Origin of the sequence: Dryocola sp. LX212, from assembly GCA_041504365.1 — a bacterium.
GTDB lineage: Bacteria > Pseudomonadota > Gammaproteobacteria > Enterobacterales > Enterobacteriaceae > Dryocola.
The window spans coordinates 993,907-1,006,648 of the sequence record CP167917.1; the positions used below are offsets into that span (position 1 = coordinate 993,907).

Sequence of the window (12,742 nt, forward strand, 5' to 3'; positions counted from 1 at the left end):
CTCATGGGCCTGAAGCAACTCTTTGAAAAAATCGAGCCGCACTTCACAAAGGGCGGCAAATTAGAAAAGTACTACCCGCTGTATGAAGCAACGGCCACGGTGTTCTACACGCCGGGTCTGGTGACGCCGGGCGCGTCCCACGTTCGTGATGCCATCGATCTGAAACGTATGATGATCCTGGTGTGGTTCGCGGTCTTCCCGGCCATGTTCTGGGGTATGTACAACGTCGGCATGCAAACAATCCCGGCGCTGAACAAGCTCTACGGGCCGGAACAGCTGCAGCAGGTTATTTCTGCGGACTGGCACTATGCTCTGGCACAGATGCTGGGGGTCAGCTTTACCCCGGATGCAGGCTGGCTGAGCATGATGACGCTGGGTGCGGTCTTCTTCCTGCCGATTTATATTACCGTTTTCCTGGTGGGTGGCTTCTGGGAAGTGCTGTTCTCCATCATTCGCAAACATGAGATTAACGAAGGCTTCTTTGTTACCTCCATCCTGTTTGCGCTGGTGGTGCCGCCAACGCTGCCGCTCTGGCAGGCCGCACTGGGCATCAGCTTCGGCGTGGTTATCGCCAAAGAGATCTTCGGCGGTACCGGGCGTAACTTCCTGAACCCGGCGCTCGCCGGTCGTGCATTCCTCTTCTTCGCCTATCCTGCGCAGATTTCTGGTGACCTGGTGTGGACGGCGGCAGACGGCTTCTCCGGCGCGACGCCGCTTTCCCAGTGGTCCCACGGCGGCGGTGAAGCGCTGGTTAACGTCGTGACCGGGCAGCCGGTGACCTGGATGGATGCCTTCCTTGGCAATATTCCGGGGTCTATAGGCGAAGTTTCAACGCTGATGATACTGATCGGCGGCGCCATTATCCTGTTTGGCCGTGTCGCCTCCTGGCGCATCGTGGCCGGCGTGATGATCGGCATGATTGCCACAGCAACCCTGTTTAACTTCATCGGCTCCGACACCAACCCGCTGTTTGCCATGCCGTGGTACTGGCACCTTGTACTGGGTGGCTTCGCGTTCGGCATGATGTTTATGGCCACCGACCCGGTTTCCGCCTCCTTTACCAATAAAGGAAAATGGTGGTACGGCGCGCTCATCGGCGTGATGTGCGTGCTGATTCGTGTGGTTAACCCAGCCTATCCGGAAGGGATGATGCTGGCGATCCTGTTCGCCAACCTCTTTGCGCCGCTGTTCGACTACGTGGTGGTGCAGGCCAATATCAAGCGGAGGAAATCGCGTGGCTGACGTAAAAAGTAACGATAGCATCGGCAGAACGCTGTTGGTGGTGCTGGTGCTTTGCCTGGTGTGTTCCATCGTGGTGGCGGGTTCTGCCGTTGGCCTCAAGTCTCGCCAGCAGGAACAAAAGGCGCTGGACAAGCAGCGTAATATTCTGGATGTGGCAGGTCTTGCGGTGCCGAAAATGACCGGTGAAGAAGTGAAAGCCACCTTTGAGTCTCGCATCACGCCGCGCCTGTTAGATCTGAAATCTGGTGAAATGCTGGACAAAGACCCGGCAAACTACGATCAGGCTGCCGCCCTGCGTGACCCGCAGCAAAGCGTGGAGCTGACCGCAAGCGAAGACCGTGCCGGTATCAAGCGCCGCAGTAACATCGTGGAAATCTACCTGGTACGAGACGAACAGAATAAAGTGCAGGAAGTCGTGCTGCCGGTCTACGGGAAAGGTCTGTGGTCGATGATGAACGCCTTTGTTGCACTGAACACCGATGGGCGCACTATTAAAGGCATAACCTACTACGATCAGGGAGAAACCCCGGGTCTGGGCGGCGAAGTCGAAAATCCAAACTGGCGCGCCCAGTTCATCGGCAAGAAGCTGCTGGATGACAACGGCCAGCCAGCGCTGCGCGTTGTGAAAGGCGGTGCGCGTCAGGGCGACGAATACGGCGTTGACGGCTTGTCCGGTGCGACGCTGACGTCAAACGGAGTACAACACACATTCGATTTCTGGATGGGCGAGCTTGGTTTCGGCCCGTTCCTGAAACAGGTTCGTGAAGGAGCGCTTAACAATGGCTGATATCTCAGGCATGAAAGAAGTTAAGCGGGTTCTGGTCAGCCCGCTGGTGGATAACAACCCAATCGCGCTGCAAATCCTCGGGGTTTGCTCGGCGCTGGCTGTCACCACCAAGCTGGAAACAGCCTTTGTCATGACGATTGCGGTTACGCTGGTCACGGCATTTTCCAGCATGTTCATCTCAATGATCCGCAACTTTATTCCTAACAGCGTGCGCATTATCGTGCAAATGGCGATCATCGCCTCGCTGGTGATCGTGGTCGATCAGATCCTGCGGGCCTACGCCTACGAGATCTCCAAGCAGCTGTCGGTTTTCGTTGGCTTAATCATCACCAACTGTATCGTAATGGGCCGCGCAGAAGCCTACGCCATGAAGTCTCCGCCGCTGGCGAGCTTTATGGACGGCATCGGCAACGGTCTGGGCTACGGCGTGATCCTGCTGCTGGTGGGCTTCCTGCGTGAGCTGATTGGCAGCGGCAAGCTGTTTGGCGTTACCGTCCTGCAAACCTTGCAGAACGGCGGCTGGTATCAGCCAAACGGCATCTTCCTGCTGGCGCCGAGCGCGTTCTTTATTATTGGCTTGTTGATTTGGGCGCTTCGCACCTGGAAGCCGGCCCAACAGGAAAAGGATTAACAGACCATGGAACATATGATCAGTCTGTTCGTGCGGGCGGTGTTTATTGAAAACATGGCGCTCGCCTTCTTCCTCGGCATGTGCACCTTCCTTGCTGTGTCGAAGAAAGTCTCTACCGCGTTTGGCCTCGGGATTGCCGTAACGGTGGTGCTGGGTATCTCCGTTCCGGCGAACAACCTGGTATATAACCTGGTGCTGCGCGACGGTGCGCTGGTAGAAGGGGTGGATCTCAGTTTCCTGAACTTCATCACCTTTATCGGCGTTATTGCGGCGCTGGTGCAAATTCTTGAGATGATCCTCGATCGCTTTTTCCCGGCACTTTACAACGCGCTGGGCATCTTCCTGCCGCTCATTACCGTGAACTGCGCCATCTTCGGCGGCGTGTCGTTCATGGTGCAGCGTGACTACAATTTCAGCGAATCCATCGTTTATGGCTTTGGCTCCGGCATCGGCTGGATGCTGGCGATTGTCGCCATGGCGGGTATTCGCGAGAAGATGAAGTACGCCAACGTGCCCGCAGGACTGCGCGGCTTAGGGATCACCTTTATCACCACCGGACTGATGGCGCTGGGCTTCATGTCATTCTCCGGCGTGCAGCTGTAAGGGCGGAAAGTTATGGAAATTATTCTTGGCGTGGTGATGTTCACGCTGATCGTGCTGGCGCTGGCGCTGCTGATCCTGTTTGCTAAATCAAAGCTGGTGAACTCCGGCGATGTGCTGATTGAAGTCAACAACGATGCGGACAAACAGTTCCACGCCCCGGCAGGCGACAAGCTGCTCAACACGCTTTCAAGCCAGGGGATCTTTATCTCTTCGGCCTGCGGCGGTGGCGGCTCCTGCGGCCAGTGTCGGGTTAAAATCAAAGAGGGCGGCGGTGATATCCTGCCGACCGAGCTTTCCCATATCAGCAAGCGCGAGGCCAAAGAGGGCTGCCGTCTGGCCTGCCAGGTCGCCGTGAAGCAGGATATGAAAATTGAGCTGCCGGAAGAGATCTTCGGCGTCAAAAAATGGGAATGCGAAGTTATCTCCAACGATAACAAAGCGACGTTCATCAAAGAGCTGAAGCTGCGCATCCCTGACGGTGACGTGGTGCCGTTCCGCGCGGGTGGCTACATTCAGATTGAATCGCCGCCGCACGAAGTTAACTACGCTGACTTCGACGTGCCGGAAGAGTACCGCGGCGACTGGAACAAATTTAATCTGTTCCGCTTTAAGTCGGTGGTCAAAGAACCGTGCGTGCGTGCTTACTCCATGGCGAACTACCCGGAAGAAGAGGGCATTATCATGCTCAACGTCCGTATCGCCACGCCGCCACCGAACGTGCCGGACGCACCGCCGGGGATCATGTCTTCGTATATCTGGTCGCTGAAAGCGGGTGATAAAGTGACGATTTCCGGGCCGTTTGGTGAGTTCTTTGCCAAAGACACCGATGCGGAAATGGTGTTTATTGGCGGCGGTGCGGGTATGGCACCGATGCGCTCCCATATCTTCGACCAGCTTAAGCGCCTGAACAGCAAGCGCAAAATCAGCTTCTGGTACGGTGCGCGCTCGCTGCGTGAGATGTTCTATGAAGATGAGTTTGAACAGCTGGCGCGGGACAATCCGAACTTCACCTTCAACGTGGCGCTGTCGGATCCGCAGCCGGAAGACAACTGGACGGGCTACACCGGCTTTATCCATAACGTATTGCTGGAAAACTATCTGCGCAACCACCCGGCGCCGGAAGACTGTGAGTTCTACATGTGCGGGCCGCCGATGATGAACGCAGCGGTGATCAAAATGCTCAAAGACATGGGCGTAGAGGATGAGAACATCATGCTCGACGACTTTGGCGGCTGACAGGAGCCCCTATGCTGACCGTATTTATCGCCACCTTTGCGATATTCCTGCTGGTTGTATTTGGCATGTCGCTGGGCTTTATCGTGAAGCGAAAATCCATTCAGGGCAGCTGCGGTGGTATCGCAGCGCTCGGTATGGAGAAGGTGTGTAACTGCCCGGAACCCTGCGACGCGCGTAAAAAACGCATGGCGCAGGCGGAACGGCAGGCCAGATACAAAGACCGACAAATACTGTAGTTTTTCAGATGACGCTGCGCTTATCTAACCTACGCTTGTTTTCCGTAGGCCTGATAAGCGCAGCGTCATCCGGCAATTCCCTCGAGATCCATGAATTATCGTAGATCGGATAAGCGAAGCGCCATCCGACAATCCCCCAACGAATTGCCATGCTCACACTTTTAACTGTATACTTATCCAGTTAAATAACCGGGCCAGATGAGTATGCGCAAAATCATTCATGTCGATATGGACTGCTTCTTTGCCGCCGTTGAGATGCGTGATAATCCAGCCCTGCGCGATGTACCGCTGGCGATAGGCGGCAGCACCCAGCGCCGCGGCGTGATCAGCACAGCCAACTATCCGGCGCGCAAATACGGCGTCCACAGCGCAATGGCTACGGCCACGGCGCTTAAACTCTGCCCACATCTCACTTTACTGCCCGGGCGTTTTGATGCCTATAAAGAAGCCTCGAACCATATCAGGGAAATTTTCTCACGCTATACCGCGCTGATTGAACCGCTCTCGCTGGACGAGGCTTATCTGGACGTGTCTGACAGCCCGCACTGCTACGGTTCGGCGACGTTAATGGCCCGGGAAATTCGTCAGGCTATTTCTGACGAGCTGGATCTCACCGCCTCTGCTGGCATCGCGCCGGTTAAGTTCCTCGCCAAAATTGCTTCCGATCTCAACAAACCCAACGGACAGTATGTGATTACGCCCGAAGAGGTGCCTGCTTTTCTGGAAACCTTATCGCTCGCGAAGATCCCCGGCGTCGGCAAAGTCACCGCTGGCAAGCTTGAAAGCCTGGGGCTGCGCACCTGTGCTGACGTGCAGAAAACCGATCTCGCCTCCTTGCTTAAAAGCTTCGGTAAATTTGGCCGCGTGATTTGGGAGCGCAGCCAGGGCATAGACGAGCGGCAAATCAGCAGCGACAGGCAGCGCAAATCCGTAGGCGTGGAGCGAACCCTGGCGGAAGATATTCATGAATGGGCAGACTGCGAGGCCATTATTGAGCAGCTCTACCCGGAGCTGGAAAGAAGGCTTAAGAAGGAGAGGCCTGACCTGCTGATTGCGCGGCAGGGCATCAAGCTCAAGTTCAATGACTTCCAGCAGACGACGCAGGAGCACGTCTGGCCGCAGCTGAACAAAGACGACCTGATCGCCACCGCCAGAAAAACCTGGGATGAGCGTCGGGGAGGGCGAGGTGTCAGGCTGGTGGGATTGCACGTGACGCTGCTGGATCCGCAGCTTGAGCGGCAGTTATTGCTGGGGTTATGAAAGTCCCCTGACCCTAAAAGGGAAAGGGGACTTTTCATTGCTCCCTCGCCCTTAGGTAAGAGGCCCGGGGTGAAGGGAGAAGCTTACTTTGCAGGAATCGCTTTCAGCAGTTCGGTCAGCAGGATCCAGTACTGGCCCACGCTTGCGATATGCACCTGCTCATCCGGGGAGTGCGGCCCGGTAATGGTTGGCCCAATCGACACCATATCCATCTCCGGATAAGGCTTCTTGAACAGACCACATTCGAGACCCGCATGGATAACCATGATGTTCGGCGTCTTGTTGAACAGCTTTTGGTAGGTTTCACGAACCAGCGCCATCACCGGGGAAGCCGCATCCGGCTGCCAGCCTGGGTAGCTGCCTTTAGCCACGGTCTGCGCGCCAGCCAGCTGGCCTACAGATTCCAGCATGCTCACCACGTAGTCTTTACCGGTATCGATAAGGGAGCGGATCAGACAGATGATTTCCGCGCTCTCTTCGCTCAGGGTAACCACGCCCACGTTAAGGGAAGTTTCAACCACGCCTTTTACCGCATCAGAGTTGCGGATCACGCCGTTTGGCGTGGCGTTCAGCAGCCTGATAAAGGTGTCACGGCTGTTTGCCGTCAGGGCAGCTTTATCCGTGCTGGTTGCTTCGACCAGAACGGTGGTGTTTTTCTCCACCGCGCCCAGCTCGTTTTGCAGAACTGCCAGATACTGACCTGCCAGATCTTTCAGCTGTGCTGCTTTAGCCGCAGGAACGGCCAGTACGGCTGAGCCTTCACGTGGGATGGCGTTACGCAGGGTGCCACCGCTGAAGTCGATCAGACGCGCATCAAGCTCCGCCGCGTGGGTAAACAGGAAGCGGGCCAGAAGCTTGTTGGCGTTGCCTAAACCCAGATGGATTTCAGCGCCGGAGTGGCCGCCTTTCAGGCCTTTGATGGTCAGCTTGAAGGTGTCGAAGCCAGCCGGAACCGCTTCGCGTTGCACCGGCAGGGTGGAGATAAAATCAATCCCGCCCGCGCAGCCCATGTAGATTTCACCTTCTTCTTCTGAGTCGGTGTTAATCAGTATATCGGCCTGTAGCCAGCCGGCCTGAAGGCCGAAAGCCCCGTCCATACCGGCTTCTTCGGTCATGGTCAGCAACACTTCCAGCGGGCCGTGCGCGACGGTGTCGTCTGCCAGTACGGCCAGCGCGGACGCCATACCGATACCGTTATCCGCGCCCAGCGTGGTACCGCGAGCTTTTACCCACTCGCCATCGACATATGGCTGGATAGGATCTTTAGTGAAGTCGTGCACGGTGTCGTTGTTTTTCTGCGGCACCATATCGAGGTGCGCCTGCAGAACAACCGGTTTACGGTTTTCCATACCGGCGGTGGCAGGTTTGCGGATCAGGATGTTGCCCACCTGGTCGCGCTCAACGTGCAGGCCTTTTTCTTTTGCCCAGGATAGAATGTGTTCCGCCAGTTGCTCTTCATGATAAGACGGGTGCGGAATGGAACAGATTTTGGCAAAAATATCCCACAGCGGCTGCGGGGATAATTGAGACAATTCAGACACGTTAAGTCTCCCAGGTTTCGAATTTTTGGCTTGCTGGTCACGGTCCGGACCAGGCTCAGTTTCACTGCAAGCGGGGCTTGCGCGATGGTCTGAGAATACCACTAACTCTCAGGCCGTGACGACCCAATCCACTTAAAAACAGTTGCTCCCGGCCCGCAACGCTGGTTTTTAGTGCGTCAGATCTCTATAATCTCGCGCAACCAAAACCCCTTTGAACATTTTTAAGCCGTTAATAATAGGCCGGGATACATCACATGAGCGAAAAATACGTCGTCACCTGGGACATGTTGCAGATTCACGCGCGCAAGCTGGCCAGCCGCCTGCTGCCTGCAGAACAGTGGAAAGGCATCATTGCCGTTAGCCGTGGCGGTCTGGTACCAGGCGCACTGCTGGCGCGTGAACTGGGTATTCGTCATGTTGATACCGTCTGTATCTCCAGCTACGACCACGACAACCAGCGCGAGCTGACCGTGCTGAAGCGTGCTGAAGGCGACGGCGAAGGCTTCATCGTCATTGACGATTTGGTTGATACCGGCGGCACCGCCGTTGCGATCCGCGAAATGTACCCGAAAGCGCATTTCGTCACTATCTTTGCCAAACCAGCAGGCCAGCCGCTGGTTGACGACTATGTGATTGATATCCCGCAGGACACCTGGATCGAACAGCCGTGGGATATGGGCGTTGTGTTTGTGCCGCCGTTAGCCGGTCGTTAATAGCCGTCATCCTTTGAGCTGCAGGGGGGGTGGCTGCACTCCCTCACCCCAGTCACTTACTCAAGTAAGCTCCTGGGGATTCACTCCCTTGCCGCCTACCTGCAACGCAAGTGATATAGTCTATTTTAATTGGTAGCTTTGCATAGATTTACGCCCGGTTAGCCGGGCGTTTCTGTTTTTTAACCCCCGACAGAGTACAATGCTGCATTCCTGACGTTTTCATGGAGGCAAAAGCGATGTCACAGGTTAATCTGAGCGAAGAGCTGTTCAAACCGCGTTTTAAACACCCCGAAACCTCGACGTTAATCCGTCGCGCCCGACATCATTCTGCCCCCAATATTCAGTCCGCGCTGGACGGCAAAACCGTTCCGCACTGGTACCGCATGGTCAACCGCCTGATGTGGATCTGGCGCGGCGTTGACCCGCGCGAAATTCTTGACGTTCAGGCCCGCATCGCCTGCTGCAAAGAAGAACGTACCAACGACGAGCTGTTCGATACCGTCGTGGGCTACCGTGGCGGCAACTGGATTTACGAATGGTCGAAGCAGGCGATGATGTGGCAGCAGAAGGCCAATCAGGAAGCCGATCCGAAAAAAGTTGGTAAGCACTGGCTTCAGGCAGCAAACCTCTACAGCATTGCGGCTTACCCGCACCTGAAAGGCGATGCCCTGGCAGAACAGGCGCAAGTCCTTGCTAACCGCGCGTTTGAAGAGGCCGCTCCGCGCCTGTCGGGCGACCTGCGAGAGCTGGAGTTCGCCATCAGCGGCGGGGGTTCGATCACCGGCTTCCTGCATATGCCGAAGGGGGCAGAAGGGCCGCTGCCAACCGTGCTGATGTGCGGCGGGCTGGACGCGCTGCAAAGCGATTATTATTCCCTGTTTGAAAATTATTTCGCCCCGCAGGGCATCGCCATGCTGACGATTGATATGCCGTCGGTGGGCTATTCCTCAAAATGGAAGCTCACCCAGGACTCCAGCCTCCTGCACCAGCATGTACTAAAGGCCCTGCCGAATATTCCATGGGTGGACCATACACGTGTGGCCGCGTTCGGTTTCCGCTTTGGCGCAAACGTCGCCGTTCGTCTTGCTTATCTGGAGGCACCGCGCCTGAAAGCCGTCGCCTGCCTCGGCCCGGTGGTGCACAGCCTGCTGAGCGACCCGGAACGCCAGGCGCAGGTGCCGGAAATGTATATTGACGTTCTTGCCAGCCGCCTTGGCATGTTTGATGCGACGGATGCTGCGCTGAGCGTTGAGCTAAATCGCTACTCCCTTAAGACTCAGGGGCTGCTTGGCCGACGCTGCCCGACGCCAATGCTGTCGGGCTTCTGGGCTAACGATCCGTTCAGCCCTGAAGAGGAGTCGCGTTTAATCACCTCGTCATCTGCGGATGGTAAACTGCTGTCGATCCCCTTCAGCCCCGTGTATAAGAATTTTGACAATGGATTAAGAGAAATAACGGGATGGATCAAACAGAGATTGCGTTAAAAATTTGCTAAATCTTAACGGTTTGGTAAAACAGTGACTTCACAACAGGAGATCGCAATGACGTTACCGAGTGGACACCCGAAAGGAAGATTGATCAAAAAGTTTGCCGCCCTGGGCCCGTATATCCGGGAGGAGCAGTGTGAAGACAACCGTTTCTTCTTCGACTGCCTGGCAGTGTGCGTCAACGTTAAGCCCGCACCGGAAAAACGTGAGTTCTGGGGATGGTGGATGGAGCTGGAAGCGCAGGAAAAGCAATTTACCTATACCTACCACTTTGGGCTGTTCGATCAGGAGGGCAAATGGACGTCAACGCCTTCGAAAGACAAAGAAGTAGAGGACCGGCTCGAAGTGACGCTGCGTGGTTTCCACGTCCGCCTGCGGGATCTGTTAAAAACGTTAAACCTGGATCTGGTGCCTGCCAAAGATTTTGCTGAAAAGCCCGTTAAGCTTTCAGCGTGAGGTTCTTAAGAATAAAAAGCCCTTTTTAATAAAGGGCTTTTTTATTATCCAGGCTGGATAAGAGCAGCGTCATCCGCCAGATTATTTTTAAATCAGAACTGGTAAACCATACCCAAAGCTACAATATCATCGTTATTGATGCCCAGCGGGTTATCGTCATCCAGCTGGTTAATTTTATAATCCACGAAGGCTGACATATTTTTGTTGAAATAATAGGTTGCACCCACGTCAATATATTTCACCAGATCGGCATCGCCGATACCCTCAATTTCTTTACCTTTTTGCTGCACATAGCCAAGGGAAGGGCGCAGACCGAAATCAAACTGATATTGCACCACGGCTTCGAAGCTTTGGGTTTTATTTGCGAAGCCCCCGGAGATTGGTGTCATGTTCCGCGTTTCGGAATACATGGATGCGACATAAAGATTATTGGCGTCATATTTCACGCCCGTTGCCCACGAGTCGGCCTTATCGCCGTTGCCGCGCAGCTGCGCCTGCTGGGCATCAGTGCGGTCGGAGGTGGTGTAAGCGCCGCCGATCTCGAAATCGCTGCCGCCGAAGTCATAGGTTAGCGCCGTACCGAAGCCGTCGCCGTTCTGTTTCGCCACGTCGCGATTTTCGTTCTTACCCTGGTACTGAAGGGTCATGTTCAGGCCGTCTACCGCGCCGAAGAAGTCGGTGCTGCGGAAGGTGGCGAGGCCGGAGGCACGTTTGGTCATAAAGTTATCGGTGCGTGCGGATGAGTCGCCGCCAAATTCCGGGAACATATCGGTCCAGGCTTCCACGTCGTACAGCGCGCCCAGGCTACGGCCATAATCGAATGAGCCAAAGTTTGCGTATTTAATACCGGCAAAAGCATAGCGTGTTTTTGTCGTGGAGCTGCTTTCGTCTTTATTGCCAGAGAATTCCGCTTCCCACTGACCGTAGCCGGTAAATTTGTCGTTAATCTGCGTTTCACCTTTAAAACCGAAACGCACATAGGTCTGGTCACCGTCTTTCGATGCATCATCGCTGATATAATGCATCGCCTTAACTTTGCCATAGACGTTAAGTTTATTTCCATCCTTGTTAAAAACTTCGGCGGCCTGAGAAGAAGCTGCTGTAACAATGCCCATAACCATTAATGCCAGTGTGGTCTTTTTCATTTTCAGTTCCAGGTGTGTTGAACGCGCTAAAATTTAATCGGGAGTTATTCCCGTTAAAAAACGCAGAGAGTTTTATCGTCCTGAGATGAAAGATTTATGACAGATTAAGAGAAAGTTTAAATAATCGTAATAAAGTGTCTTTGTCATAAATGTGTCAAAGGCTACCGCTACGCTTGCCGATCCCTTTCGGGAAGTTGTGTGATTTCCCTCTCAGGCTGTTGGCAAGGCGCGTCAGTCCTGATACAACGTCAGCTGGTCTTTAATTTTCACCTTTCGCTAAAACGGCAGAGAATCATGAGTGATAGCCAGACGCTGGTGGTCAAACTTGGCACCAGCGTATTAACCGGTGGCTCACGCCGCCTGAACCGCGCTCACATCGTTGAGCTGGTGCGCCAGTGCGCGCAGCTTCACGCGAGCGGGCACCGCATTGTTATTGTTACCTCCGGGGCGATTGCCGCCGGACGCGAGCACCTGGGCTACCCCGAGCTGCCCGCCACCATCGCCTCTAAACAGCTGCTGGCGGCGGTAGGGCAGAGCCGTCTGATCCAGCTGTGGGAACAGCTCTTTTCTATTTACGGCATCCACGTCGGGCAGATGCTGCTGACGCGTGCCGATATGGAGGATCGCGAGCGCTTCCTCAACGCCCGTGACACCCTGCGCGCGCTGCTCGATAACAACATCGTGCCGATCATCAACGAAAACGACGCGGTAGCTACCGCAGAGATCAAAGTCGGCGATAACGATAACCTTTCAGCGCTGGCCGCCATTCTGGCCGGTGCGGACAAACTGCTGCTGCTGACTGACCAGCAGGGCCTGTATACCGCAGACCCGCGCAATAACCCGGAAGCCGAGCTTATTAAAGAAGTTCACGGCATCGACGACGCGCTGCGATCCATCGCGGGCGACAGCGTATCGGGCCTGGGTACCGGAGGCATGGGCACCAAACTGCAGGCCGCAGACGTCGCCTGCCGTGCGGGCATCGACGTGATCATCGCTGCGGGCAGCAAGCCGGGCGTGATTGGCGATGTGATGGCGGGCATGTCTGTCGGCACACGCTTCCATGCGCAGCAAACCCCATTAGAGAACCGCAAACGCTGGATCTTCGGCGCGCCGCCTGCGGGTGAAATTACCGTGGATGACGGCGCACTCTCCGCCATCCTCGAGCGCGGCAGCTCGCTTCTGCCAAAGGGGATCAGGAGCGTGACGGGCAACTTCTCCCGCGGTGAAGTCATCCGTATCCGCAGCCTGGAAGGGCGCGACATCGCCCACGGCGTCTGTCGTTATAACAGCGATGCGCTGCGTCGCGTTGCGGGCCACCATTCACAACAGATCGGTGCGATCCTCGGCTATGAATATGGTCCGGTGGCGGTGCATCGTGACGACATGATCGTTAACTAAGGAGCGG

Annotated in this window: 13 protein-coding genes; 11 read left to right on the forward strand and 2 right to left on the reverse strand. The window is 55.5% G+C overall.

What is annotated here, in order from left to right:
* Positions 1 to 3: 3 nt before the first annotated feature.
* The 7 genes from ACA108_04735 (at position 4) to dinB (ending at position 5,995) form a co-directional block, all read left to right on the forward strand.
* Entirely contained in the window at positions 4 to 1,242 is a 1,239-nt protein-coding gene (locus ACA108_04735) for an NADH:ubiquinone reductase (Na(+)-transporting) subunit B (protein XEX96847.1), read from the forward strand.
* On the forward strand, positions 1,235 to 2,029 hold the full coding sequence (locus ACA108_04740; GenBank protein ID XEX96848.1) for a Na(+)-translocating NADH-quinone reductase subunit C: 795 nt from the start codon (positions 1,235 to 1,237) through the stop codon (positions 2,027 to 2,029). The genes ACA108_04735 and ACA108_04740 overlap by 8 nt, the downstream gene beginning before the upstream one ends.
* Complete coding sequence (locus ACA108_04745; protein ID XEX96849.1) at positions 2,022 to 2,660, forward strand: NADH:ubiquinone reductase (Na(+)-transporting) subunit D; 639 nt, start codon at positions 2,022 to 2,024, stop codon at positions 2,658 to 2,660. The genes ACA108_04740 and ACA108_04745 overlap by 8 nt, the downstream gene beginning before the upstream one ends.
* A gap of 6 nt (positions 2,661 to 2,666) precedes the next feature.
* Positions 2,667 to 3,263, forward strand: coding sequence for an NADH:ubiquinone reductase (Na(+)-transporting) subunit E (nqrE, locus tag ACA108_04750; GenBank protein XEX96850.1), 597 nt, complete (start codon positions 2,667 to 2,669; stop codon positions 3,261 to 3,263).
* Between the two features lie 12 nt (positions 3,264 to 3,275).
* Positions 3,276 to 4,499, forward strand: coding sequence for an NADH:ubiquinone reductase (Na(+)-transporting) subunit F (gene nqrF, locus ACA108_04755; GenBank protein XEX96851.1), 1,224 nt, complete (start codon positions 3,276 to 3,278; stop codon positions 4,497 to 4,499).
* 11 nt (positions 4,500 to 4,510) lie between these two features.
* Positions 4,511 to 4,735: a (Na+)-NQR maturation NqrM gene (gene nqrM / locus ACA108_04760; protein ID XEX96852.1), complete on the forward strand. Its 225-nt coding sequence runs from the start codon at positions 4,511 to 4,513 to the stop codon at positions 4,733 to 4,735.
* A 204-nt stretch (positions 4,736 to 4,939) separates the two neighbouring features.
* Entirely contained in the window at positions 4,940 to 5,995 is a 1,056-nt protein-coding gene (gene dinB, locus ACA108_04765) for a DNA polymerase IV (protein XEX96853.1), read from the forward strand.
* 83 nt (positions 5,996 to 6,078) lie between these two features.
* On the opposite strand, the gene pepD is transcribed toward dinB, so the two are convergent.
* Positions 6,079 to 7,536, reverse strand: a complete 1,458-nt coding sequence (pepD, locus tag ACA108_04770; GenBank protein ID XEX96854.1) for a beta-Ala-His dipeptidase — start codon at positions 7,534 to 7,536, stop codon at positions 6,079 to 6,081.
* A gap of 254 nt (positions 7,537 to 7,790) precedes the next feature.
* Here pepD and gpt point away from each other — a divergent pair, with 254 nt between their 5' ends.
* The 3 genes from gpt (at position 7,791) to crl (ending at position 10,192) form a co-directional block, all read left to right on the forward strand.
* Entirely contained in the window at positions 7,791 to 8,249 is a 459-nt protein-coding gene (gene gpt, locus ACA108_04775) for a xanthine phosphoribosyltransferase (protein XEX96855.1), read from the forward strand.
* Positions 8,250 to 8,485: 236 nt separating this feature from the next.
* Positions 8,486 to 9,733 (forward strand): esterase FrsA, encoded by a 1,248-nt coding sequence (gene frsA / locus ACA108_04780; protein ID XEX96856.1) that lies wholly within the window; start codon positions 8,486 to 8,488, stop codon positions 9,731 to 9,733.
* A gap of 57 nt (positions 9,734 to 9,790) precedes the next feature.
* Positions 9,791 to 10,192, forward strand: coding sequence for a sigma factor-binding protein Crl (gene crl / locus ACA108_04785; GenBank protein XEX96857.1), 402 nt, complete (start codon positions 9,791 to 9,793; stop codon positions 10,190 to 10,192).
* A gap of 92 nt (positions 10,193 to 10,284) precedes the next feature.
* Here crl and phoE read toward each other — a convergent pair whose 3' ends face one another.
* The gene (phoE, locus tag ACA108_04790; GenBank protein ID XEX96858.1) at positions 10,285 to 11,337 is read right to left on the reverse strand and encodes a phosphoporin PhoE; all 1,053 of its coding nucleotides are present in this window, start codon (positions 11,335 to 11,337) and stop codon (positions 10,285 to 10,287) included.
* A gap of 294 nt (positions 11,338 to 11,631) precedes the next feature.
* On the opposite strand from phoE, the gene proB reads away from it, so the two are divergent.
* The gene (gene proB, locus ACA108_04795; protein ID XEX96859.1) at positions 11,632 to 12,735 is read left to right on the forward strand and encodes a glutamate 5-kinase; all 1,104 of its coding nucleotides are present in this window, start codon (positions 11,632 to 11,634) and stop codon (positions 12,733 to 12,735) included.
* Positions 12,736 to 12,742: the final 7 nt, after the last annotated feature.

Coding starts and splice junctions, on each gene's coding strand:
- ACA108_04735 (XEX96847.1), top strand. CDS start 4: ATGGGCCTGAAGCAACTCTTTGAAAAAATCGAGCCGCACTTCACAAAG.
- ACA108_04745 (XEX96849.1), top strand. CDS start 2,022: ATGGCTGATATCTCAGGCATGAAAGAAGTTAAGCGGGTTCTGGTCAGC.
- nqrE (XEX96850.1), top strand. CDS start 2,667: ATGGAACATATGATCAGTCTGTTCGTGCGGGCGGTGTTTATTGAAAAC.
- nqrF (XEX96851.1), top strand. CDS start 3,276: ATGGAAATTATTCTTGGCGTGGTGATGTTCACGCTGATCGTGCTGGCG.
- nqrM (XEX96852.1), top strand. CDS start 4,511: ATGCTGACCGTATTTATCGCCACCTTTGCGATATTCCTGCTGGTTGTA.
- dinB (XEX96853.1), top strand. CDS start 4,940: ATGCGCAAAATCATTCATGTCGATATGGACTGCTTCTTTGCCGCCGTT.
- gpt (XEX96855.1), top strand. CDS start 7,791: ATGAGCGAAAAATACGTCGTCACCTGGGACATGTTGCAGATTCACGCG.
- frsA (XEX96856.1), top strand. CDS start 8,486: ATGTCACAGGTTAATCTGAGCGAAGAGCTGTTCAAACCGCGTTTTAAA.
- crl (XEX96857.1), top strand. CDS start 9,791: ATGACGTTACCGAGTGGACACCCGAAAGGAAGATTGATCAAAAAGTTT.
- phoE (XEX96858.1), bottom strand. CDS start 11,337: ATGAAAAAGACCACACTGGCATTAATGGTTATGGGCATTGTTACAGCA.
- proB (XEX96859.1), top strand. CDS start 11,632: ATGAGTGATAGCCAGACGCTGGTGGTCAAACTTGGCACCAGCGTATTA.